Raw genomic sequence first — 20,459 nt, forward strand, 5'->3', positions numbered from 1 at the left:
AATTTGAAATACAAAAATATTTTTTACTAATATAGTACAGCCCTATTAAAGAGCCGTACTATAAAAAACAGAATTATACTTTTAGATCAAAAAATTAAATCACTTTATAAACTAATAACATTAGCGGCAGATGGTCCCTTTGCTCCTTCAGTGATTTCAAATTCAACACTTTGACCTTCTGCTAAAGTTTTAAATCCATTACTTTGTATAGCTGAAAAATGAACAAAAACATCTTTACTCCCATCTTCTGGAGTAATAAAACCAAAACCTTTAGATTCATTGAACCACTTAACATTACCTTTAATCTTGGACATCTATATTACCTTACATGAAAAAATATACTAAATTGAAAAAAAGATCAATCAATAATTATTGATGATTTTAAAATTAAAATTAAAATTAAAAAATCACAATATTAAAACTTTAAATTCTCAATAGATTAACATGTAAATCTACTGTTAGCTACAAAGTAATTTATTTTAAATATAAAAAAACCCGAAAAAATTTTCGGGTTTTTTTTGCCTGGATTTGACCTACTCTCACACGGGGAGGCCCCGTACTACCATTGGCGTTATAGCATTTCACTTCTGAGTTCGGAATGGATTCAGGTGGTACTACTACACTATTTTGACCAGGCATTTTAATAAATTTTTGTTTTTTAAAATACTTTAATAGAATTTTAAATTCAGTAAAACAAGCTTTTTATTAAATTTATTTTAAAAACACCTCTGGTGTTGTAAGGTTAAGCCTCTTGGGTCATTAGTACTAGTTAGCTCAACATATCACTATGCTTACACATCTAGCCTATCAACGTCGTAGTCTTCAACGTCCCTTCAGTAAACATTTCTGTTTCAGGGAAGATTCATCTTGGGGCAAGTTTCGTGCTTATATGCGTTCAGCGCTTATCTTTTCCGCATTTAGCTACCGGGCAATGCCATTGGCATGACAACCCGAACACCAGTGATGCGTCCACTTCGGTCCTCTCGTACTAGAAGCAGCCCCCCTCAATCTTCCAACGCCCACGGCAGATAGGGACCGAACTGTCTCACGACGTTCTAAACCCAGCTCGCGTACCACTTTAAATGGCGAACAGCCATACCCTTGGGACCTGCTTCAGCCCCAGGATGTGATGAGCCGACATCGAGGTGCCAAACACCGCCGTCGATATGAACTCTTGGGCGGTATCAGCCTGTTATCCCCGGAGTACCTTTTATCCGTTGAGCGATGGCCCTTCCATTCAGAACCACCGGATCACTAAGACCTGCTTTCGCACCTGCTCGCGTTATCACGCTCACAGTCAAACTGGCTTATGCCTTTGCACTAACCTCACGATGTCCGACCGTGATTAGCCAATCTTCGTACTCCTCCGTTACTCTTTGGGAGGAGACCGCCCCAGTCAAACTACCTACCAGACACTGTCTCTGTGCCGGATTACGGCACTAGGTTAGAATACCGAATTTTAAAGGGTGGTATTTCAAGTTTGGCTCCGTCAAAACTAGCGTCTTGATTTCATAGCCTCCCACCTATCCTACACAATAAAGTTCAGAATTCAGTGTCAAGCTATAGTAAAGGTTCACGGGGTCTTTCCGTCTTGCCGCGGATATACTGCATCTTCACAGCAAATTCAATTTCACTGAGTCCCAGGTGGAGACAGCCTGGCCATCATTACGCCATTCGTGCAGGTCGGAACTTACCCGACAAGGAATTTCGCTACCTTAGGACCGTTATAGTTACGGCCGCCGTTTACCGGGGCTTCAGTCCAGAGCTTTAAGTTTCCTTTGACCCCTTCGATTAACCTTCCGGCACCGGGCAGGCGTCACACCGTATACTTCCACTTTCGTGTTTGCACAGTGCTGTGTTTTTAATAAACAGTTGCAGCCAGCTGGTATCTTCGACTAACTTCAGCTATAAGAGTAAATCTTTTCACTTAATGTTAGCGTGCCTTCTCCCGAAGTTACGGCACTATTTTGCCTAGTTCCTTCACCTGGGTTCTCTCAAGCGCCTTAGTATTCTCTACTTAACCACCTGTGTCGGTTTAGGGTACGATTTAATTTTACCTGATGCTTAGAGGCTTTTCTTGGAAGCGTGGTATTAGTTACTTCATCACCTTAGTGATTCGTCATCATGCCTCAGATTAAAGATAACCGGATTTTCCTAATTATCATACCTACACATTTAAACCAGGATGACCGTCACCTGGATAACTTAACCTTCTTCGTCCCCACTTCGCAGTAATATTAAGCACAGGAATATTAACCTGTTGTCCATCGACTACGCTTTTCAGCCTCGCCTTAGGGGTCGGCTTACCCTGCCCCGATTAACGTTGGACAGGAAACCTTGGTTTTTCGGCGAGCAGGTTTTTCACCTGCTTTATCGTTACTCATGTCAGCATTCGCACTTCTGATACCTCCAATATATTTTACAATATATCTTCTTTGGCTTACAGAACGCTCCCCTACCCAATAAAAAAATATTTTTATTGCCGCAGCTTCGGTGCATAGTTTGAGCCCCGTTACATCTTCCGCGCAGGCCGACTTGACCAGTGAGCTATTACGCTTTCTTTAAATGATGGCTGCTTCTAAGCCAACATCCTGGCTGTTTATGCCTTCCCACATCGTTTCCCACTTAACTATGACTTTGGGACCTTAGCTGGCGGTCTGGGTTGTTTCCCTTTCCACAACGAACGTTAGCACCCGCTGTGTGTCTCCCGTGATAACATTCTACGGTATTCGGAGTTTGCATCGGTTTGGTAAGCCGGGATGGCCCCCTAGCCGAAACAGTGCTCTACCCCCGTAGATGAGTTCACGAGGCGCTACCTAAATAGCTTTCGGGGAGAACCAGCTATCTCCCGGTTTGATTGGCCTTTCACCCCTAGCCATAGGTCATCCGCTGATTTTTCAACATCAGTCGGTTCGGTCCTCCAGTTGGTTTTACCCAGCCTTCAACCTGCCCGTGGCTAGATCACCGGGTTTCGGGTCTGTACCCTGAAACTTAACGCCTATTTAGGACTCGGTTTCCCTTCGGCTCCCCTATTCGGTTAACCTTGCTACAGAGTACAAGTCGCTGACCCATTATACAAAAGGTACGCAGTCACAAATTTTTTAAAAAATATGCTCCCACTGCTTGTACGTACACGGTTTCAGGTTCTATTTCACTCCCCTCGCCGGGGTTCTTTTCGCCTTTCCCTTACGGTACTAGTTCACTATCGGTCAGTCAGGAGTATTTAGCCTTGGAGGATGGTCCCCCCATATTCAAACAGGATTTCTCGTGTCCCGCTCTACTTTTCGAACCCACAACATAAATTATTTTGTATACAGGGCTATCACCTTGTATCGCTGAACTTTCCAAATCATTCTACTATAATTTATGAAGCTTGTAGTTCTGGGCTGTTCCCTTTTCGCTCGCCACTACTAGGGGAATCTCAGTTGATTTCTTTTCCTCAAGGTACTTAGATGTTTCAGTTCCCTTGGTTTGCTTTATTAACTTATTTAATTCAGTTAATAATGATGCATAAAGTTGCATCGGGTTTCCCCATTCGGATATCGACGGTTATTGCGCTTCATATCAGCTTGCCGACGCTTTTCGCAGATTAGCACGTCCTTCTTCGCCTCTGACTGCCAAGGCATTCACCATGTACGCTTATTTGCTTAACCTTACAACCCACAGGTGTTTTAAAAAATAAGTTATATGCTTGTTTTCCGAATTTTTAAAGAGCTTTTTTATGAAAATTTAACTTTAATTCAAAAGTTATTTTGAGAATAACACAATAATTTAAATTAGTATATAATATTTTTAAAATATTTTTATTTATTGTCCCCTAGGGGATTTGAACCCCTGTTGCCGCCGTGAAAGGGCGATGTCCTAGACCTCTAGACGAAGGGGACTTTTATAAATATAAAAACAATTTTTCTATTTAATAATGTAATAAATAACAGATCAAAAAAAAAGAGTCAAGAACTTTTTTTATAATTAGTTAAAATATTAAAAAACAGCAAAAACTTATAAGCAATATTATATATTAGTAAAAAAATTTTATCTTTTCAAAATATCAATAATATCATCTGTTTCTGGAAGAATATTATGCCATAACAAAAAAGAATGAGCGGCTTGAAAAGCTAACATGCCTATCCCATTAGAAAAAAAAACAGATCCTATTTTAAGACACCAATCAATAAAAGCTGTATTATTTATTTGATAATTCATATCATAAAAACAAGTTTTTGAAGATACTAGAGACAAAGGAATGAAATCATCTTTTTTTTTAATAAATTTTGATGTTGCATTAATAATCAAATCAAAACATTTTATATTCCATAAAGTTTTATCAAATATATGGATATCTCCATATTTATTAAATTGTGAAACTAATTTTTTAGCATTTGAAAATGTTCTATTTAAAATAAAAATTGAACATCCAAATGATAAAAGAGGAAAAAGAACTCCTTTAACAGCACCACCGGCACCAATTATTAATATTGAATATTTTTTTTTTATAAAATTTAATCTAATTAAATCAGATAATAATCCAATTCCATCTGTATTGTCTCCTAAAATATATTTATCATCTATTTTTTTTAATGTATTTACAGATTCAGCAATTTTAGCTCTTTCAGTTAATTTATTACAAAATAAATAAGCTTCTTGTTTAAATGGTGCTGTAACATTAGCACCTTGACCACCTTGTTTAAAAAAATTGCACAAAACAGTATTAAACTGATCTAGTGGAACGTTAACAGATTTATAAGTATGAAAAATACCTGTTTTTTTCGCAAATAAATTATGAATTTTAGGAGATTTACTATGATCAATAGGATTTCCAAATACAGCATAATTAAAACTTTGGTTTCTAAACATAGCGAATTAACTTTCCATTGATAATGTTAATGATCTTAGAAGGACTTTTTTCATTTCCTATTTTTCCATTTAATAATGGAAAATTTTTACCAAAATTTTTAAAAACTTCTTCAGGAGTCAAACATGGAGTCATGTTTGAAATATTAGCACTTGTAGATATTAAAGCTTTTCCAAAAGCATTACATAATTTTATTATTTCCATATGAGCACTTAAGCGAACAGCTACAGTATTAAATTTACCAGTCAACCAATAGGGAACTTTAGGATTAGCTGGAAGCAAAAAAGTAAATGGTCCAGGCCAATGAATAAATATTTTCTTTTTTTGTTTTCTAGACAAGTTTTTTTCATCAATATACATTTTTATCTGATTAAAATCTGAAGCTACTAGTATAAAACCTTTTTTTATGCTTCTTTTTTTTAGCTTTAGTAATTTTGTTACTGCTTTTTTGCTTGTTGGATCGCATCCTAGACCAAACATGGATTCTGTAGGATATGCAATGACATTTTCGTCATGTAACATTTTTACGCAATAAAGTAGTGAGCTTGAAAAACAATGTTTATCCATTAACATTTTCTCGTAATGAAAATTATTATTTTTTATTTAATTTAAAACAATATTATTTAATGAATAACGTCTTCTTTGAAATTAAATAATAAATTTTCAAGTTTACGATATACTGATTCGCATCCAGGAACATTAAATAATACAATTAATACAATCCATTTCAAATCTTCAAGATGTATTTCAATAATATCTAACTCCATGATTCTTTCAATAATCATTTCTCGTGTATCTAATGTTAATATTTCTAACTGTTCTAAAAAAATTATAAAACCACGACAATCAACATTTAATTTAAAAGATTCTTCTTGAGTATAAACTCGCGTAGAAATCTGATTAGATAACAAATTAATAGATGAAATAACATTTTTTTTATAACAAGAAAGATTTTTTAACCAACGTAAAGCATTGTAAATATCTCGTTTCTGAAAACCTATATCAGACAAATCATTAGTTAAACTATCGTAATCAATAGAAATTCTTGATTCACTATGTACATAATTTTCAAATAAATATATTAATATATCAAACATTACGTCCTCAATCATATATTAAAAAATTTAAATATTTAGTAATACATTCTACATATAAGTTTATCATGAGTATTGTCAATATATAATATGAAAAATATTATAATATTATGTAAATAAGTTGTTACTAAAAAATATAATAAGTTGTTTTATTTAAAATACAAAAAACAACAATAGCAAACTTTTAATTATAATAAAAAAGTCTATACTAATATATAAAATTCAACTATTTTATAACTAAAATATATATGTCTTTGTTAAAAATACTCTATTATCCTGATATGCGTTTAAGACTTATTGCCAAACCGGTAAATAAAATTGATCAAAAAATACAAGAAATTGCAGAAAATATGATAAATACAATGCATCAAGAAGAAGGAATTGGTCTAGCAGCAACTCAAGTAAATATTCAATTGCAAATTATAGTTATTAACACCATGGAAAAAGAAAAAAATAATTTAGTTCTTATTAACCCTAAAATTATTGAGAAAGAAGGTAATATTAGTATTGAAGAAGGGTGTTTATCAATTCCAGAATATCGAGCTTCTATACCAAGATATAATTATATAAAAGTTCAAGCAATTAATCTTCATGGGAAAAAAATAGAGATGGAAGCAAAATCTATAGTTTCTATTTGCATACAACACGAAATAGATCATCTTAAAGGTAAATTATTTATTGATTATTTATCACAATTTAAAAGAGAAAGAATTCAAAAAAAATTTACAAAATTAAATAAACAAGATAATAAAAAAATTTTTAATTAAGGAATAAAATACATTTGAAAAAATTAAAAATTATTTTCGCTGGAACAGAATATTTTTCTGCTGAACATTTACAGGCACTAATTAATTCTTCACATAAAGTAATTTCAGTAATTACTCAACCGGATCGTTCTTCTGGAAGAGGACAAAAAATTACTTTTTCTCCAGTAAAAAAAATAGCTATAAATAACAAAATTCTTATTTTTCAGCCTGTAAATTTAAATGATAAAAATTTTCAAAATAAAATATTAGAACTTAACGTAGATATTATGATAGTTGTATCTTATGGAAAAATTATACCAAAAAAAATTTTTACTATGTTTCCTAAAGGCTGTATTAACGTTCATGCTTCACTATTACCTAGATGGAGAGGAGCAACTCCAATTCAATCATCAATTTTACATGGTGATAAAAAAACAGGTATAAGTATCATTAATATAAATGAGGAAATTGATTCTGGCACTATAATACATTCAAAAATGTGTAATATATCATCTAAAGATACTACTAAAAGCTTATCTTTAAAATTAATTGAAATTGGAATACAGGCATTACTCGAAGTTTTAGAAAAAATTATCTTAAATACAATTGTTCCAAAAAAACAAAATGAAAAAAATGCTATTTTATCAAAAAAAATATATAAAAAAGATGCTTTATTAAATTGGAACCTAAAAGCTGAAAAACTAGAACGTTTAATACGAGCTTTCAATCCATGGCCTGTATGTTATTTTTCATTGCACAATACAATTATAAAAGTGTGGCAATCAACTGTAATAATTCCTACCACACAATCAAATTTCTCTGTAGGAGAAATTATCTGTGCTAACAAATATGGAATTCAAATAAATACATCTCATCAAATATTAAATATCGAACGATTACAATTTCCAGGAAAAAAAATTATGGATGTTAAAAACATAATTATTTCTAAAAAAAATTTATTTAAAATCGGTACTATTATATAAAAAAATAGTATTTAAATAATTGTTTTTATATATTCTTAAAATTATTTAAATCACAAAAAACAAGCAAACGGCATATTTCCGTTTGCTTTAAAATTATATTTGATAGATTTTTATAAGAAATATCACATTTATTGTTCTACAATTTCTTCTTTTTTACTTTTTTTAACACGATCAACTAATTCAATATAGGCCATTGGAGCTTTATCTCCAGATCGAAATCCACATTTCAAAATACGAGTATAACCACCTAATCTACTAAAAAAACAAGGACCTAAATTTTTAAAAAGTTTTGCAACTATCACATTATCACGAATACGCGAAAATACTAATCGTCTATGAGCAACAGTATCTATTTTAGATAAAGTAATAATAGGCTCGACAATACGACGTAATTCTTTTGCTTTAGCTAAAGTTGTTTTTATAATTTCATGTGTCAACAATGAACATGTCATATTTTTAAGCATAGAATTAAGATGACTACTATTACGATTTAATTGACGACCACTTTTTCGATGACGCATGAATTTATTCCTTCTATTAATTTTTTAATATAAAATAAAATGTAAATTATTCATCTGAAATACTTGATGGCGGCCAATTTTCCAATTTCATACCAAGAGACAAATTTCGAGAAGCTAATATATCCTTGATTTCAGTTAAAGATTTTTTTCCTAAATTAGGGGTTTTTAAAAGTTCTACTTCAGTTCTTTGTACTAAATCACCAATATAGTGTATAGCTTCTGCTTTAAGACAATTAGCAGAACGTACTGTTAATTCCAAATCATCTACTGGTCGTAATAAAATAGGTTCAAATGCAGGTTTTTCTTCTTTGACTTCAGGTTCACGAACATCTCTTAAATCAACAAAAGCTTCTAATTGTTCTGCTAAAATAGTAGCGGCGCGTCGAATAGCTTCTTCTGGATCAATAGTTCCATTTGTTTCCATTTCAATAACTAATTTATCTAAGTCAGTTCTTTGTTCTACACGTGCTGCTTCTACATTATAAGAAATACGATCTATTGGACTATAACAAGCATCTACTAACAAACAACCTATTGGTCTCGACTCTTCTTCTAAATGCACTCTTGATGATGCAGGGATATAACCTCTTCCACGCTGTACCCTTATTCTCATATTAATTGAAGCATTTTCATAAGTTAAATTACAAATGACATGTTCTGGTTTAATAATCTCAACTTCCCCATCATGTATAATATCTGCAGCAGTGACAGAGCCAATTCCAGATTTATTTAATGTAAGAAATACTTCATCTTTTCCATAAACTTTTACAGCTAATCCTTTTAAATTTAATAATATTTCTAAAATATCTTCTTGTATACCCTCTTTAGTACTATATTCATGAAGTACTCCATCAATTTCAACTTCAGTTACTGCACATCCTGGCATGGAAGAAAGAAGAATTCTGCGCAGAGCATTTCCAAGTGTATGACCAAATCCTCTTTCTAATGGTTCTAAAGTTACTTTAGTATGAGTTGTACTAATTTGTTCAATATCAACTAAACGTGGTTTTAAAAAATCCATGATAGAATTCTGCATATTATCCTCTCTTCAATAGTCAACTTTACTATTTAGAATAAAGTTCAACAATTAAGTACTCATTAATTTCTGCAGATAAATCAGAACGTTCAGGAAATCTTTTAAAAGTACCTTCCATTTTAGTTGGATCAACTTCTAACCAGATTGGTTTTTCTCTTTGTTCAACAAGTTCTAAAGCCGCTTTGATTCGGGATTGATTTTTAGATTTATTCCTAATAGAAATTTGGTCATTAGGAGAAACTTGATATGAAGCAATATTTACAATTTTATTATTAACTATAATAGATTTATGATTAATTAATTGTCTAGATTCGGCACGAGTACAACCAAAACCCATACGATAAACTACATTATCTAATCTAGATTCTAATAACTGTAATAAATTTGCTCCAGTATTGCCTTTTAAGCGAGCAGCTTTTTTATAATATATTTTAAATTGCCGTTCTAAAACACCATACAAACGACGTACTTTTTGTTTTTCACGTAATTGAACTGCATAATCAGATAATCTAGGTTTTCGAATACCATGTTGTCCGGGAGGCTGTTCTAATTTGCATTTTGATTCTATTGGACGAAGTCCTGACTTAAGAAATAAATCAGTACCTTCACGTCGACTTAATTTTAATTTTGGGCCTAAATATTTTGCCATTTTATTCTCCAAAAATTCCTAAAAATTAGACACGACGTTTTTTAGGAGGACGGCAACCATTATGAGGAATTGGTGTCACATCAGTAATATTTGTAATACGAAACCCGGCTGCATTTAAAGCTCGAATTGTAGATTCTCTACCAGGACCTGGACCTTTAACCATGACCTCTAAATTTTTTATTCCATAATCTTTCACTATTTCCGCACAACGTTCAGCAGCAACTTGTGCTGCAAAAGGAGTAGATTTTCGAGAACCTCTAAAACCAGAACCGCCAGAAGTTGCCCAACCTAAAGCATTTCCTTGTCTATCAGTAATAGTTACAATAGTATTATTAAAAGAAGCATGAATATGAGCTATGCCATCTAAAATTTGTTTTTTAACACGTTTACGTGTACGAATAGATGTTGAATTCTTTACCATAATTAATCTTACCTAAGTTATTTTTTTATTGGTTTTCGAGGACCTTTACAAGTTCTAGCGTTAGTTTTAGTTCTTTGTCCATGTACTGGTAAACTCCTGCGATGACGTAAACCACGATAACAGCTTAGATCAATTAAACGCTTAATATTTAAAGTTCTTTCTCTTCTTAAATCACCTTCAATAACATATTTTGATACATGTGTTCTTAAAAGATCAATTTGTTCTTCACTTAAATCTATCATTTTAGAATGTTCAGGAATATTTGCAATAGAACAAATTAATTTAGACCGTTTTTTACCAATTCCATATATTGCAGTTAATGCAATTAAAGTGTGCTTATGTTCAGGAATATTAATACCTGCAATACGTGCCATATTATAAAACCTTATAAATGTATATAAATAAATCTATACGTTAAACACAATGATTAATATTTAAAAATATTTTAATTCACAAAAATTATTAACCTTGACGTTGCTTGTGTTTCGGATCATTACTACATATAACTCTTACAACATTATTCCTTCTTATTATTTTGCAATTTCGACAAAGTATTTTTACAGAAGCTTGTACCTTCATTGTATTTCCTTGAATTTTTCAATATAATGTGTCTAATCTAGATTAGCTTTTTTTAGCATAGATTCATATTGATTAGAAATTATTAATGTTTGAATTTGAATAATAAAATCCATAATAACTACAACAACAATTAATAATGACGTGCCACCAAAATGAAAAGGAACATTCATAGCACTTCGCATAAATTCTGGAATCAAGCAAATAAATGTAATATATAAAGCACCAAATAGTGTTAGTCTTAACATAATTTTATTAATATATTTTGCTGTTTGTTCCCCAGGTCTAATACCTGAAATAAAAGCCCCCGATTTTTTTAAATTATCTGCTGTTTCACGAGGATTAAAAACTAATCCTGTATAAAAAAAACAAAAAAATACTATTGCAGATATATATATAATCAAATATAAAGGTTGATTAGGTTGCAAATAAAATGAAATAGTTTTTAACCATTGACTGCTTACTTTACACCAAGATATGATAGTTGCAGGAAACAAAACAACACTAGAAGCAAAAATAGCAGGTATAACACCAGACATGTTGAGTTTTAAAGGTAAATGAGTACTTTGAGCTGCATATATACGACGACCTTGTTGACGTTGCGCATAATGTACAGTAATTTTTCTTTGTCCTCTTTCTATAAAAACAACAAGAAAAATAACTAAAAAAATTAATAACAAAATAAATAAAAACAATAAAAAATGCAAATCTCCTTGTCTGGTTTTTTCAATAGTATTTCCGATCGCTGAGGGTAGACCAGCTATTATTCCAATAAAAATAATAATTGAAATACCATTACCAATACCATATTCTGTAATTAATTCTCCTAACCACATTAAGAACATAGTACCAGTTACTAAACTTATAATAGCAATTAAATAAAAATAAAAATCAACATTTATTATAATTGTACGGATTCCTACTATATTAGGGAGAGTAGTAGCAATTCCAATAGACTGCACAAGAGCTAGTATTAAAGTAGCATATCTAGTATATTGATTAATTTTATGACGTCCAGATTCTCCTTCTTTTTTCATTTCAGATAAAGTAGGATATACTAGCGTTAATAATTGCACAATAATAGAAGCTGATATATAGGGCATGATGCCTAAAGCAAAAATAGAAGCACGACTCAAAGCACCACCAGAAAACATATTAAACATCTCAACAATACTACCGTTTTGTTCGTTTAATATTTTAGATAAAATCGTAGTATCAATCCCAGGAATCGGAATAAACGAGCCAATACGAAAAACAACGATAGCTACTATTAAAAAAATAATTCTCTGTTTTAGCTCACTGACACTTTTTTTAGTATTTTTAAAATTTAATCCTAATTTTTTAACCATTATTTACCGCTTATCCTTCAATTTTACCACCAGAATTTTCAATTTCAGAACGAGCACCTTTAGTAACAAGCAAACCCCGAATTATTAAAGAAACATTCAGTTTTCCTGTAAGAATTATCTTGGCATGTTTAATATTTTTTTTAACAATATTTTCTTTTTTTAATATTTCAAGATCAATAATATTTGTAGATAAATTTGATAAATCTGATAAACGAACTTCTGTTGTAATATTTTTTTTTCTAGAGTTAAACCCAAATTTAGGAAGCCGTCTATATAAAGGCATTTGTCCTCCTTCAAAACCACGACGAATACTACTTCCCGATCTAGATTTTTGACCTTTATGACCTCGTCCGGCAGTTTTACCAAAACCTGAACCGATACCGCGACCTAATCTTTTTCGATTCTGATGTGCTCCATTCGCTGGAGAAAGAGTGTTTAAATACATGCTTTTACTCCTCTTGTATTTTTAAAATATAAGAAATTTTTTTAATCATACCTCGAATAGATTTTGTATCTTTACGTATGACAGTGTGTCCGATATAACGTAGTCCAAGTCCAATTAATGTTTTTTTGTGCTTAGGCAATCTTCCTATAGCACTTTTTATTTGAGTGATTTTTATATTTTTCATTAAATCAAATTTATCCTAATATATCTTCAATACGCTTGTTTCTTTTAGCAGCTATCATTTCTGGAGATCTCATATTAACTAAACCATTCATAGTCGCTCGAACTACATTGATGGGATTAGTAGAACCATAAGTTTTGGCCAGTACGTTATGTATTCCTGCTACTTCTAAAACTGCACGCATAGCTCCACCTGCAATAATTCCTGTTCCATCAGAAGCTGGTTTCATAAAAACGTTTGATCCAGTATGAGAACCTTTTAATGAATGTTGCAAAGTTTTATTGACTAACGGTATGGTAATCATATTACGTCTAGCTTTTTCCATAGCTTTTTGAATAGCAGCAGGAACTTCACGTGCTTTTCCATAACCAAAACCAACTCGTCCATCTCCATTTCCTACTACAGTTAATGCTGTAAAAGAAAATATGCGACCACCTTTGACAGTTTTTGAAACACGATTTACCGTAATTAATTTTTCTTGTAAATCGCTGTTGTTCTTTTTTTCAATATTAGCCATTCTATGATTTTCACCTTAAAACTTTAGTCCAACTTCACGTGCAGATTCAGCTAAAACTTTTACACGACCATGATATTTAAAACCAGATCGATCAAAAGAAACATGTTTTATTCCTTTTGACAAAGCGCGTTCTGCAATAATTTTACCTACTTGTGCTGCAGCTTCTTTATTTCCTGTATATTTCAAAGTACAATTTATTTTTTTTTCTAAAGTAGAAGCATATGCTAATACTTTTGATTCTGAAGAAGAAACTATTTGAGCATACATATGACGTGGAGTACGATGTACCACTAGTCGAATAGCACCTAATTTTTTAAGTTTAGAACGTGTTTTAATGGATCGACGCATACGAGAAATGATTTTATTTTTGTTAGAAAAACTCATTTTATTTCTTCTTAGCCTCTTTCATACGTACAATTTCATCTGAATATCGTATACCTTTTCCTTTATAAGGTTCTGGCACACGATAAGAACGCAAATTAGCTGCAATTTGCCCAACTAATTGTTTGTCTATTCCTCGAATAATAATTTCAGTTGGAGATGGATTTTCTACATTAATACCTTTAGGCAGACGATATGTAACTGTATGAGAATAACCGAGTGACATATTAATAACATCACCTTTTATTATTGATACACGATAACCAACTCCAGAAAATTGTAATTTTTTGCTGAATTTTCTAGAAACACCTATAATCATAGAATTTACAAGAGCTCTTGAAGTTCCTGCTTGCGCCCAACCATCAGAAAAACCTAAACGGGGTGAAAAAATTATTTTATTATTTAAAAATTCAATTTTTACTGATCGATGAATAGTGCGTGAAAGATCACCATATTTTCCTTTAATTAATATATCTTGCAAATCTAATTGAATGTCAATATCAGAAGGAACAACAATTGGACATTTAGCAACACGAGACATTCTTCCTCCATTTATCAATTAAGCCACATAGCAAATAACTTCACCGCCAAGACCAACTTGACGCGCCATACGATCTGTCATAACACCTTGAGAAGTAGAAATCACTGCTATCCCTAGACCAGACATCACTTTAGGCAAATCATTCTTATTTTTATATATTCGTAAACTAGGACGACTAATACGTTGAATCATTTCTACTACTGATTTTCCCTGGAAATATTTTAGAATAACTTCTAATTCTAATTTGATATTACCTATGATTTTATAATCCTTAATATAACCTTCTTTTTTTAATAGTTCGACAATTGATTGTTTTAATTTAGATGAAGGCATTTTAACAGAATATTTATTAGCTGATTGACCATTTCGAATACGAGTTAACATGTCTGCTACAGGGTCTTGCATGCTCATTTTTAAACTCCAAAAACTAAAAAATTTATTTTACCAACTTGCTTTTTTTAAACCGGGGATTTCACCTTTCATGGCTGCTTCTCTAACTTTAATACGACTTAATCCAAATTTACGTAAAAAAGCATGTGGACGACCTGTTTGACGGCATCTATTTCTCTGACGTGATGGACTGGAATCACGAGGAAAAGATTGTAATTTAAGAACCGCATTCCAACGTTCTTCTTCTGAAAAATTCACGCTAGAAATAATATTTTTTAATTCATTACGTTGTGTGTAAAATTTATTAGCTAATTTTACACGTTTGATTTCACGTGCTTTCATTGATTCTTTAGCCATTGAACAACCTTTTTTTACTTACGAAAAGGAAAATTAAATGCAGATAATAATAAACGAGCTTCATTATCAGATTTAGCAGTAGTAGTTATCGTTACATCTAATCCGCGAACGCGATCAATTTTATCATAATCAATTTCAGGGAAGATAATTTGTTCTCGAATGCCTAAACTATAATTCCCATGACCATCAAAAGAATTGCTTGATAAACCACGAAAATCACGAATACGTGGCACCGCGATAATAATTAAACGCTCAAAAAAATCCCATTTTTTCTGACCACGTAACGTAACTTTGCATCCAATTGGATAACCCTGACGAATTTTAAAACCAGCTACAGATTTTCGAGCTTTAGTAATAATTGGTTTTTGTCCAGATATTGCTGTTAAATCTAAAATAGCATTATCTAAAATTTTTTTATCAGACGCTGCAGCACCCACACCCATATTTAAAGTAATTTTATCAATTTTAGGTACTTGCATAACAGAACTATAACTTAATTCAAGCATAAACTTTTTGATGACTTTCGACTTATAATAATCATATAATGTTGCCATCATATTACTCCAAACTATTGAATAGTTTTTCTAGTAGATTTAAAAAATCGAACTTTTTTACCTGATTCAAATCTAAAACCAACACGATCTGATTTTTTAGATTCAGGATTTAAAATAGCAACATTTGATATATGGATAGGTGCTTCTTTTTCTATAATACCACCACTTTTGTTTTGAGAAGGAACTGGTTTTTGATGTTTTTTGATCAAATTTAAACCACTAATAATTACTTTGTTTAAAGACAAAAAATTTCTAATAATTCCTGTTTTTCCTTTATCTTTACCAGTTAATATGATAACTGTATCATTTCGACGTAACTTTGATGCCATTTTTATTCCTTAAAAATTTTTTTATTAAAGAACTTCAGGAGCTAGTGAAATAATTTTCATAAATTTTTCTGTTCTTAATTCACGAGTAACCGGACCAAAAATACGCGTTCCAACAGGTTGTTCATTATTATTCAATACCACACAGGAATTTGTATCAAATCGAATAATAGAACCATCGGATCGTCTTACTCCTTTTTTAGTTCTTACTACTACCGCTTTAAGAACTTCCCCTTTTTTTACTTTTCCTCGAGGTATTGCTTCCTTAATTGTAATTTTAATCACATCACCAATACTTGCATAACGACGATGCGAACCACCTAAAACTTTAATGCACATAGCAGATCGTGCACCAGAGTTATCAGCTACATGAAGAATAGTCTGTTCTTGAATCATTTTTTTAAACCTCAATTATTTTAATTAAAATAAAAAATGACTAATTAAAAATAATTTTATTATAATACTGCTTACATTTTTTTGATCAAAAAACGATTAAAATCGAGTTTGTTCATATTTTTATTATTTTAAAAAACTGTTTTTTCAATCACACGTACTAAAACCCAAGACTTTGTTTTAGAAATTGGACGAGATTCTCGAATTTCTATTAAATCACCTATAGTGCATTCATTTTTTTCGTCATGAATATGAAGTTTTGTAGTACGTTTAATAAACTTGCCATAAATCATATGTTTTACAAAACGTTCAATTGCTACAACAGCAGATTTTTGCATCTTGTTACTTATTACACGACCTTGCAAAGTTCGAATTTTTTCCATTATTTTATTTTCTCCTTTTGATGTAATATAGTCTTTACTTGAGCAATATTTCGCCGAACTTTTCGTAGCAAATGAGGTTGTTTTAACTTTCCAGAAACAGATTGCATGCGAAGATTAAATTGTTCTCGCAATAATTGCAAAAGTTCTTCATAAAGATTTTTTTTATCTTTTTTTTTAAATTCTACTACTGCCTTCATTACATCACCATCTTAATTACAAAAGTAGTTTTAATTGGCAACTTTGCTGCTGCTAGTTTAAATGCTTCACGAGATTCTTCTTCAGTAACACCATCTAATTCATAAAGAATTTTTCCGGGTTGTACTAAAGCGACCCAATATTCAACATTTCCTTTGCCCTTACCCATTCTTACTTCTAATGGTTTTTGAGTTATAGGCTTGTCAGGAAATATACGTATCCACATTTTTCCTTGTCTTTTAATACAGCGAGTTATAGCTCTTCGTGCAGATTCAATTTGACGTGCAGTTAAACGTCCTCTATCAATGGCCTGCAAACCAAAAGAACCAAAATTAATATTAGTACCAGAAGCTAAACCACGATTTCGACCTTTGTGCATTTTTCGAAATTTAGTACGTTTTGGTTGCAACATTATCAGCTTCTCTCTCTTTCTTACTTTCTATTTTTACGATATTGCTTTTTTGTCTGAACAGAAGGTTTTTCTAATTTTTCAATAGTTTCCATCCCACCTAATATCTCACCCTTAAAAATCCAAACTTTAACACCTATCACACCATATGTCGTATGGGCTTCTGAAATACTATAATCAATATTTGCACGTAAAGTATGCAAGGGAACTCTTCCTTCTCTATACCATTCTCTACGAGCTATTTCTGCTCCTCCTAAACGTCCGCTAACTTCTACTTTAATACCTTTAGCACCTTGTCTCATTGCATTTTGAACAGATCTTTTCATAGCTCGTCGAAACATAACTCTTCGTTCTAACTGAGATGTGATGCTATCAGAAACAAGTTTCGCATCTAATTCAGGTTTACGTATTTCAGAAATATTAATTTGAACTGGTACTCCGGTGATTTTAGCAATAGCGACTCTTAATTTTTCTACATCTTCACCTTTTTTACCAATAACAATACCAGGTCTAGCAGTATAAATCGTTACTCGAATACTTTTAGCTGGTCTTTCAATAATAATTCGTGAAACTGATGCTTTATCTAATTTTTGTATTAAAAACTGACGAACTTTATAATCACTATCTAGATGATCAGCAAAATCTTTAGTATTAGCAAACCAAACAGAATTCCATTTTTTTATTATACCCAATCGCATGCCATTAGGATGTACTTTCTGACCCATCACTGATTCTCCTCAATGTTTTAACGATCAGACACAATTACAGTAATATGACTAGTACGTTTTAAAATACGATCTGCACGTCCTTTAGCACGTGGCATCATTCTTTTCATTGTTGAACCTTCATTAACAAATATTTTTTTTATTCTTAATTTATCTATATCAGCACCATCATTGTGTTCTGCATTTGCCACAGCTGATTCAAGTACTTTTTTAACTAAAATAGCAGCTTTTTTATTAGTATACGTCAAGATATTTAATGCTTGTGGAACTTTTTTTCCTCGAACTAAATCTGCAATTAAACGAACTTTTTGAGCCGAAGAACGTGCTTGACGATGTTGAGCTAAAGTTTCCATTCACTCCTCTTTTATCTTGCTTTGTTTCATTAACGTTTTTTTACTTTTTTATCAGAAGTATGTCCTCGATAAGTACGAGTCAAAGAAAACTCACCTAATTTATGTCCTACCATTTCTTCAGTAATAAAAACAGGTATATGATTACGACCATTATGAACAGATATTGTCAAACCTACCATATTTGGAAAAATTGTTGAACGTCTTGACCATGTTTTAATGGGTTTTTTATCATTTATGTTTACTGATTTTTCTACCTTTTTTAACAAACTGATATCAATAAAAGGACCTTTCTTAAGAGAACGTGGCATAAAATGATCCTTACAATAATTATTTTCTGCGATGATGTAAAATAAATTTTTCAGTACGTTTATTTTTACGAGTTTTTTTACCTTTGGTTTGTATTCCCCATGGAGTAACTGGGTGCTTACCAAAATTTCTTCCTTCACCACCACCATGAGGATGATCAACAGGATTCATAGCTGTACCGCGAACAGTTGGACGTACACCTATCCAACGCGAAGCTCCTGCTTTACCTAAAACTTTTAACATATGTTCAGAATTACCTACTTCTCCGATAGTAGCTCTACAATCAGATTGAATTTTTCTCATTTCCCCAGAACGCAATCTTAAAGTTGCATATTCTTTATCAAATGCTACCAGTTGTACATAACTTCCTGCAGAACGAGCTATCTGACCACCCTTTCCGGGCCTCATTTCTACATTATGAATAAATGTACCTACTGGAATATTCTTAAGTGGTAAAGAATTTCCTACTTTTATAGGAGAATTAGAACCAGAAATTATAGTATCTCCTATTTTTAAATCTTTTGGAGCTAAAATATAATTTCTTTGACCATCTTTATATAATATTAAAGCAATGTTAGAAGAACGATTAGGATCATATTCGAATCTTTCCACAGTAGCTCCTATACCATCTTTGTTTCTCTTAAAATCTATAATACGATATGCTCTTTTATGGCCTCCTCCAATATGACGTGTTGTAATCCTACCATTATTATTACGTCCTCCGCTTTTACTTTTTTTTCTTAATAATAAAGAATGTGGTTTTCCTTTATATAACTCTGTATTAATAACTTTAATAACGTGGCGACGACCCGGAGATGTCGGTTTGCATTTAACAATTGCCATTGTTTTGTCCTCCGACTACTCTGTATTACCTATGAAATCTAAATTATACCCTTTTTTCACTTTAATATAAGCTTTCTTCCAGTTACTTTTTTGAATAATCCGATTGGATTGACGCTTTTTTTTTCCTTTCACTTTTAATGTTTTTATGCTTTCAACTTCGACATCAAATATTTTTTTGACTGCATATTTTATTTCATGTTTAGTAGCATTTTTCAAAACCTTCAAAACAACAGTATTAAATTTTTCTATAGATATAGATGATTTTTCAGACACATGCGGAGAAACTAGTATTTTTAATAAACGTTCTTCAGAAATCATGAAAGTATTTCCTCTATTTTTTTCACTGCTTCAACAGTAATAACAACATGCTCAAAAGCAATCAAACTAACAGGATCTATAGAATGCACATCTTTCACATCAACTGAATATAAATTTCTAGACGCAAGAAACAAATTATTATCTATTTTATTAGTAATAATAAGAGCATTTTTCAAATCGATATCTTTCAATTTTTGAACTAAAAGTTTTGTTTTAGGTAAATCTAATGAAAAATTTTCAAGAACTATTAATCTTTTTTGACGAATTAATTCAGATAAAATACTTTTTAATGCACCACGATACATCTTTTTATTAACTTTTTGACTATGTTCTTGCGGTTTTGCAGCAAACGTAACACCACCAGATCGCCAAATTGGACTTCTAAATGATCCTGCTCGTGCACGACCTGTACCTTTTTGACGCCACGGTTTTCTACCTGATCCAGAAACTTCAGCGCGATTTTTTTGTGCTCTCGTACCTTGACGGGTAGATGCTGAATAAGCAATAACGACTTGATGAATTAGAGCTTCGTTAAAATCGCGAGCGAAAATGATTTCAGAAACACTAAGAACACTTTGTACGTCTTTAACTACTAATTCCATGCTTTACTCCTCA

32 protein-coding genes, 1 tRNA gene and 2 rRNA genes are annotated in these 20,459 nt (G+C 31.8%); 2 read left to right on the forward strand and 33 right to left on the reverse strand.

What is annotated here, in order from left to right; genetic code table 11:
• Positions 1-104: 104 nt before the first annotated feature.
• The 7 genes from cspE to D9V72_RS02515 form a co-directional block, all read right to left on the reverse strand.
• Positions 105-314, reverse strand: a complete 210-nt coding sequence (gene cspE, locus D9V72_RS02485; protein WP_009874442.1) for a transcription antiterminator/RNA stability regulator CspE — start codon at positions 312-314, stop codon at positions 105-107.
• Positions 315-520: 206 nt separating this feature from the next.
• Positions 521-636 (reverse strand): 5S ribosomal RNA (rrf, locus tag D9V72_RS02490).
• Between the two features lie 102 nt (positions 637-738).
• Positions 739-3,653, reverse strand: a 23S ribosomal RNA gene (locus D9V72_RS02495).
• A gap of 158 nt (positions 3,654-3,811) precedes the next feature.
• Positions 3,812-3,884: transfer RNA gene (locus D9V72_RS02500), tRNA-Glu, on the reverse strand.
• A gap of 148 nt (positions 3,885-4,032) precedes the next feature.
• Positions 4,033-4,854: a shikimate dehydrogenase gene (aroE, locus tag D9V72_RS02505; RefSeq protein ID WP_158355211.1), complete on the reverse strand. Its 822-nt coding sequence runs from the start codon at positions 4,852-4,854 to the stop codon at positions 4,033-4,035.
• Positions 4,847-5,374 carry a Sua5/YciO/YrdC/YwlC family protein gene (locus tag D9V72_RS02510; RefSeq protein ID WP_158355436.1) on the reverse strand — a complete coding sequence of 176 codons (528 nt, stop codon included), beginning with the start codon at positions 5,372-5,374 and terminating at the stop codon, positions 4,847-4,849. The genes aroE and D9V72_RS02510 overlap by 8 nt, the downstream gene beginning before the upstream one ends.
• 101 nt (positions 5,375-5,475) lie before the next feature.
• On the reverse strand, positions 5,476-5,949 hold the full coding sequence (locus tag D9V72_RS02515) for a DUF494 family protein (RefSeq protein WP_158355213.1): 474 nt from the start codon (positions 5,947-5,949) through the stop codon (positions 5,476-5,478).
• Positions 5,950-6,194: 245 nt separating this feature from the next.
• Between D9V72_RS02515 and def the strand changes: the two genes are divergently transcribed.
• Both def and fmt read left to right on the forward strand, forming a co-directional pair.
• Positions 6,195-6,713, forward strand: a complete 519-nt coding sequence (gene def / locus D9V72_RS02520) for a peptide deformylase (protein WP_158355215.1) — start codon at positions 6,195-6,197, stop codon at positions 6,711-6,713.
• Between the two features lie 14 nt (positions 6,714-6,727).
• Entirely contained in the window at positions 6,728-7,675 is a 948-nt protein-coding gene (gene fmt, locus D9V72_RS02525) for a methionyl-tRNA formyltransferase (RefSeq protein WP_158355217.1), read from the forward strand.
• A gap of 128 nt (positions 7,676-7,803) precedes the next feature.
• Here fmt and rplQ read toward each other — a convergent pair whose 3' ends face one another.
• The 26 genes from rplQ to rplD form a co-directional block, all read right to left on the reverse strand.
• Positions 7,804-8,196 carry a 50S ribosomal protein L17 gene (gene rplQ / locus D9V72_RS02530; RefSeq protein WP_158355218.1) on the reverse strand — a complete coding sequence of 131 codons (393 nt, stop codon included), beginning with the start codon at positions 8,194-8,196 and terminating at the stop codon, positions 7,804-7,806.
• 46 nt (positions 8,197-8,242) lie between these two features.
• Complete coding sequence (locus tag D9V72_RS02535) at positions 8,243-9,232, reverse strand: DNA-directed RNA polymerase subunit alpha (RefSeq protein ID WP_158355220.1); 990 nt, start codon at positions 9,230-9,232, stop codon at positions 8,243-8,245.
• A gap of 28 nt (positions 9,233-9,260) precedes the next feature.
• Positions 9,261-9,881 carry a 30S ribosomal protein S4 gene (rpsD, locus tag D9V72_RS02540; RefSeq protein ID WP_158355222.1) on the reverse strand — a complete coding sequence of 207 codons (621 nt, stop codon included), beginning with the start codon at positions 9,879-9,881 and terminating at the stop codon, positions 9,261-9,263.
• A gap of 25 nt (positions 9,882-9,906) precedes the next feature.
• A complete protein-coding gene (gene rpsK, locus D9V72_RS02545) occupies positions 9,907-10,302 on the reverse strand; it encodes a 30S ribosomal protein S11 (RefSeq protein ID WP_009874452.1) in 396 nt (131 codons plus the stop codon).
• A 17-nt stretch (positions 10,303-10,319) separates the two neighbouring features.
• Positions 10,320-10,676, reverse strand: coding sequence for a 30S ribosomal protein S13 (rpsM, locus tag D9V72_RS02550; protein ID WP_158355224.1), 357 nt, complete (start codon positions 10,674-10,676; stop codon positions 10,320-10,322).
• An 88-nt stretch (positions 10,677-10,764) separates the two neighbouring features.
• The gene (gene rpmJ, locus D9V72_RS02555; protein WP_014499634.1) at positions 10,765-10,881 is read right to left on the reverse strand and encodes a 50S ribosomal protein L36; all 117 of its coding nucleotides are present in this window, start codon (positions 10,879-10,881) and stop codon (positions 10,765-10,767) included.
• Between the two features lie 32 nt (positions 10,882-10,913).
• Entirely contained in the window at positions 10,914-12,227 is a 1,314-nt protein-coding gene (secY, locus tag D9V72_RS02560; RefSeq protein ID WP_158355225.1) for a preprotein translocase subunit SecY, read from the reverse strand.
• A gap of 10 nt (positions 12,228-12,237) precedes the next feature.
• A complete protein-coding gene (rplO, locus tag D9V72_RS02565; RefSeq protein ID WP_158355227.1) occupies positions 12,238-12,672 on the reverse strand; it encodes a 50S ribosomal protein L15 in 435 nt (144 codons plus the stop codon).
• A gap of 4 nt (positions 12,673-12,676) precedes the next feature.
• Entirely contained in the window at positions 12,677-12,856 is a 180-nt protein-coding gene (gene rpmD / locus D9V72_RS02570; protein ID WP_158355229.1) for a 50S ribosomal protein L30, read from the reverse strand.
• Positions 12,857-12,866: 10 nt separating this feature from the next.
• Positions 12,867-13,370: a 30S ribosomal protein S5 gene (gene rpsE, locus D9V72_RS02575; protein ID WP_158355231.1), complete on the reverse strand. Its 504-nt coding sequence runs from the start codon at positions 13,368-13,370 to the stop codon at positions 12,867-12,869.
• Positions 13,371-13,385: 15 nt separating this feature from the next.
• A complete protein-coding gene (gene rplR / locus D9V72_RS02580) occupies positions 13,386-13,754 on the reverse strand; it encodes a 50S ribosomal protein L18 (RefSeq protein WP_158355233.1) in 369 nt (122 codons plus the stop codon).
• A gap of 1 nt (position 13,755) precedes the next feature.
• Positions 13,756-14,292 carry a 50S ribosomal protein L6 gene (rplF, locus tag D9V72_RS02585; protein WP_158355235.1) on the reverse strand — a complete coding sequence of 179 codons (537 nt, stop codon included), beginning with the start codon at positions 14,290-14,292 and terminating at the stop codon, positions 13,756-13,758.
• Positions 14,293-14,310: 18 nt separating this feature from the next.
• The gene (rpsH, locus tag D9V72_RS02590) at positions 14,311-14,703 is read right to left on the reverse strand and encodes a 30S ribosomal protein S8 (protein ID WP_158355236.1); all 393 of its coding nucleotides are present in this window, start codon (positions 14,701-14,703) and stop codon (positions 14,311-14,313) included.
• A gap of 30 nt (positions 14,704-14,733) precedes the next feature.
• A complete protein-coding gene (gene rpsN, locus D9V72_RS02595) occupies positions 14,734-15,039 on the reverse strand; it encodes a 30S ribosomal protein S14 (protein ID WP_158355238.1) in 306 nt (101 codons plus the stop codon).
• 14 nt (positions 15,040-15,053) lie between these two features.
• On the reverse strand, positions 15,054-15,593 hold the full coding sequence (rplE, locus tag D9V72_RS02600) for a 50S ribosomal protein L5 (protein WP_158355438.1): 540 nt from the start codon (positions 15,591-15,593) through the stop codon (positions 15,054-15,056).
• A 14-nt stretch (positions 15,594-15,607) separates the two neighbouring features.
• A complete protein-coding gene (rplX, locus tag D9V72_RS02605; RefSeq protein ID WP_158355240.1) occupies positions 15,608-15,922 on the reverse strand; it encodes a 50S ribosomal protein L24 in 315 nt (104 codons plus the stop codon).
• Between the two features lie 24 nt (positions 15,923-15,946).
• Positions 15,947-16,315: a 50S ribosomal protein L14 gene (rplN, locus tag D9V72_RS02610; protein ID WP_158355242.1), complete on the reverse strand. Its 369-nt coding sequence runs from the start codon at positions 16,313-16,315 to the stop codon at positions 15,947-15,949.
• 128 nt (positions 16,316-16,443) lie between these two features.
• Positions 16,444-16,698 carry a 30S ribosomal protein S17 gene (gene rpsQ, locus D9V72_RS02615; protein WP_158355244.1) on the reverse strand — a complete coding sequence of 85 codons (255 nt, stop codon included), beginning with the start codon at positions 16,696-16,698 and terminating at the stop codon, positions 16,444-16,446.
• Positions 16,695-16,892: a 50S ribosomal protein L29 gene (gene rpmC, locus D9V72_RS02620; RefSeq protein ID WP_158355246.1), complete on the reverse strand. Its 198-nt coding sequence runs from the start codon at positions 16,890-16,892 to the stop codon at positions 16,695-16,697. The genes rpsQ and rpmC overlap by 4 nt, the downstream gene beginning before the upstream one ends.
• Entirely contained in the window at positions 16,892-17,302 is a 411-nt protein-coding gene (gene rplP / locus D9V72_RS02625) for a 50S ribosomal protein L16 (RefSeq protein ID WP_158355248.1), read from the reverse strand. The genes rpmC and rplP overlap by 1 nt, the downstream gene beginning before the upstream one ends.
• Before the next feature lie 20 nt (positions 17,303-17,322).
• Entirely contained in the window at positions 17,323-18,024 is a 702-nt protein-coding gene (gene rpsC, locus D9V72_RS02630) for a 30S ribosomal protein S3 (protein ID WP_158355250.1), read from the reverse strand.
• A gap of 20 nt (positions 18,025-18,044) precedes the next feature.
• Positions 18,045-18,377: a 50S ribosomal protein L22 gene (gene rplV / locus D9V72_RS02635; RefSeq protein ID WP_158340821.1), complete on the reverse strand. Its 333-nt coding sequence runs from the start codon at positions 18,375-18,377 to the stop codon at positions 18,045-18,047.
• 29 nt (positions 18,378-18,406) lie between these two features.
• The gene (gene rpsS, locus D9V72_RS02640) at positions 18,407-18,685 is read right to left on the reverse strand and encodes a 30S ribosomal protein S19 (protein ID WP_158355252.1); all 279 of its coding nucleotides are present in this window, start codon (positions 18,683-18,685) and stop codon (positions 18,407-18,409) included.
• Between the two features lie 19 nt (positions 18,686-18,704).
• Positions 18,705-19,526: a 50S ribosomal protein L2 gene (rplB, locus tag D9V72_RS02645; RefSeq protein WP_158355254.1), complete on the reverse strand. Its 822-nt coding sequence runs from the start codon at positions 19,524-19,526 to the stop codon at positions 18,705-18,707.
• A gap of 15 nt (positions 19,527-19,541) precedes the next feature.
• A complete protein-coding gene (gene rplW / locus D9V72_RS02650; protein WP_158355256.1) occupies positions 19,542-19,844 on the reverse strand; it encodes a 50S ribosomal protein L23 in 303 nt (100 codons plus the stop codon).
• Positions 19,841-20,446: a 50S ribosomal protein L4 gene (rplD, locus tag D9V72_RS02655; protein WP_158355258.1), complete on the reverse strand. Its 606-nt coding sequence runs from the start codon at positions 20,444-20,446 to the stop codon at positions 19,841-19,843. The genes rplW and rplD overlap by 4 nt, the downstream gene beginning before the upstream one ends.
• Between the last annotated feature and the right edge of the window lie 13 nt (positions 20,447-20,459).

Source organism: Buchnera aphidicola (Macrosiphum gaurae) (assembly GCF_005080965.1).
In the GTDB taxonomy this organism is placed as follows: Bacteria; Pseudomonadota; Gammaproteobacteria; order Enterobacterales; family Enterobacteriaceae; genus Buchnera; species Buchnera aphidicola_S.

Coding starts and splice junctions, on each gene's coding strand:
- rplE (WP_158355438.1), bottom strand. CDS start 15,593: ATGGCAACATTATATGATTATTATAAGTCGAAAGTCATCAAAAAGTTT.
- rplD (WP_158355258.1), bottom strand. CDS start 20,446: ATGGAATTAGTAGTTAAAGACGTACAAAGTGTTCTTAGTGTTTCTGAA.
- rpmC (WP_158355246.1), bottom strand. CDS start 16,892: ATGAAGGCAGTAGTAGAATTTAAAAAAAAAGATAAAAAAAATCTTTAT.
- rplP (WP_158355248.1), bottom strand. CDS start 17,302: ATGTTGCAACCAAAACGTACTAAATTTCGAAAAATGCACAAAGGTCGA.
- rplX (WP_158355240.1), bottom strand. CDS start 15,922: ATGGCATCAAAGTTACGTCGAAATGATACAGTTATCATATTAACTGGT.
- rpsE (WP_158355231.1), bottom strand. CDS start 13,370: ATGGCTAATATTGAAAAAAAGAACAACAGCGATTTACAAGAAAAATTA.
- D9V72_RS02510 (WP_158355436.1), bottom strand. CDS start 5,374: ATGTTACATGACGAAAATGTCATTGCATATCCTACAGAATCCATGTTT.
- D9V72_RS02515 (WP_158355213.1), bottom strand. CDS start 5,949: ATGTTTGATATATTAATATATTTATTTGAAAATTATGTACATAGTGAA.
- rplW (WP_158355256.1), bottom strand. CDS start 19,844: ATGATTTCTGAAGAACGTTTATTAAAAATACTAGTTTCTCCGCATGTG.
- rplF (WP_158355235.1), bottom strand. CDS start 14,292: ATGTCTCGTGTTGCTAAATGTCCAATTGTTGTTCCTTCTGATATTGAC.
- rplO (WP_158355227.1), bottom strand. CDS start 12,672: ATGTATTTAAACACTCTTTCTCCAGCGAATGGAGCACATCAGAATCGA.
- rpsS (WP_158355252.1), bottom strand. CDS start 18,685: ATGCCACGTTCTCTTAAGAAAGGTCCTTTTATTGATATCAGTTTGTTA.
- rpmJ (WP_014499634.1), bottom strand. CDS start 10,881: ATGAAGGTACAAGCTTCTGTAAAAATACTTTGTCGAAATTGCAAAATA.
- rpsD (WP_158355222.1), bottom strand. CDS start 9,881: ATGGCAAAATATTTAGGCCCAAAATTAAAATTAAGTCGACGTGAAGGT.
- rpsM (WP_158355224.1), bottom strand. CDS start 10,676: ATGGCACGTATTGCAGGTATTAATATTCCTGAACATAAGCACACTTTA.
- rpmD (WP_158355229.1), bottom strand. CDS start 12,856: ATGAAAAATATAAAAATCACTCAAATAAAAAGTGCTATAGGAAGATTG.
- def (WP_158355215.1), top strand. CDS start 6,195: ATGTCTTTGTTAAAAATACTCTATTATCCTGATATGCGTTTAAGACTT.
- cspE (WP_009874442.1), bottom strand. CDS start 314: ATGTCCAAGATTAAAGGTAATGTTAAGTGGTTCAATGAATCTAAAGGT.
- D9V72_RS02535 (WP_158355220.1), bottom strand. CDS start 9,232: ATGCAGAATTCTATCATGGATTTTTTAAAACCACGTTTAGTTGATATT.
- rplR (WP_158355233.1), bottom strand. CDS start 13,754: ATGAGTTTTTCTAACAAAAATAAAATCATTTCTCGTATGCGTCGATCC.
- rplQ (WP_158355218.1), bottom strand. CDS start 8,196: ATGCGTCATCGAAAAAGTGGTCGTCAATTAAATCGTAATAGTAGTCAT.
- rpsN (WP_158355238.1), bottom strand. CDS start 15,039: ATGGCTAAAGAATCAATGAAAGCACGTGAAATCAAACGTGTAAAATTA.
- secY (WP_158355225.1), bottom strand. CDS start 12,227: ATGGTTAAAAAATTAGGATTAAATTTTAAAAATACTAAAAAAAGTGTC.
- rplV (WP_158340821.1), bottom strand. CDS start 18,377: ATGGAAACTTTAGCTCAACATCGTCAAGCACGTTCTTCGGCTCAAAAA.
- aroE (WP_158355211.1), bottom strand. CDS start 4,854: ATGTTTAGAAACCAAAGTTTTAATTATGCTGTATTTGGAAATCCTATT.
- rpsH (WP_158355236.1), bottom strand. CDS start 14,703: ATGAGCATGCAAGACCCTGTAGCAGACATGTTAACTCGTATTCGAAAT.
- rpsC (WP_158355250.1), bottom strand. CDS start 18,024: ATGGGTCAGAAAGTACATCCTAATGGCATGCGATTGGGTATAATAAAA.
- rpsK (WP_009874452.1), bottom strand. CDS start 10,302: ATGGTAAAGAATTCAACATCTATTCGTACACGTAAACGTGTTAAAAAA.
- rplB (WP_158355254.1), bottom strand. CDS start 19,526: ATGGCAATTGTTAAATGCAAACCGACATCTCCGGGTCGTCGCCACGTT.
- rplN (WP_158355242.1), bottom strand. CDS start 16,315: ATGATTCAAGAACAGACTATTCTTCATGTAGCTGATAACTCTGGTGCA.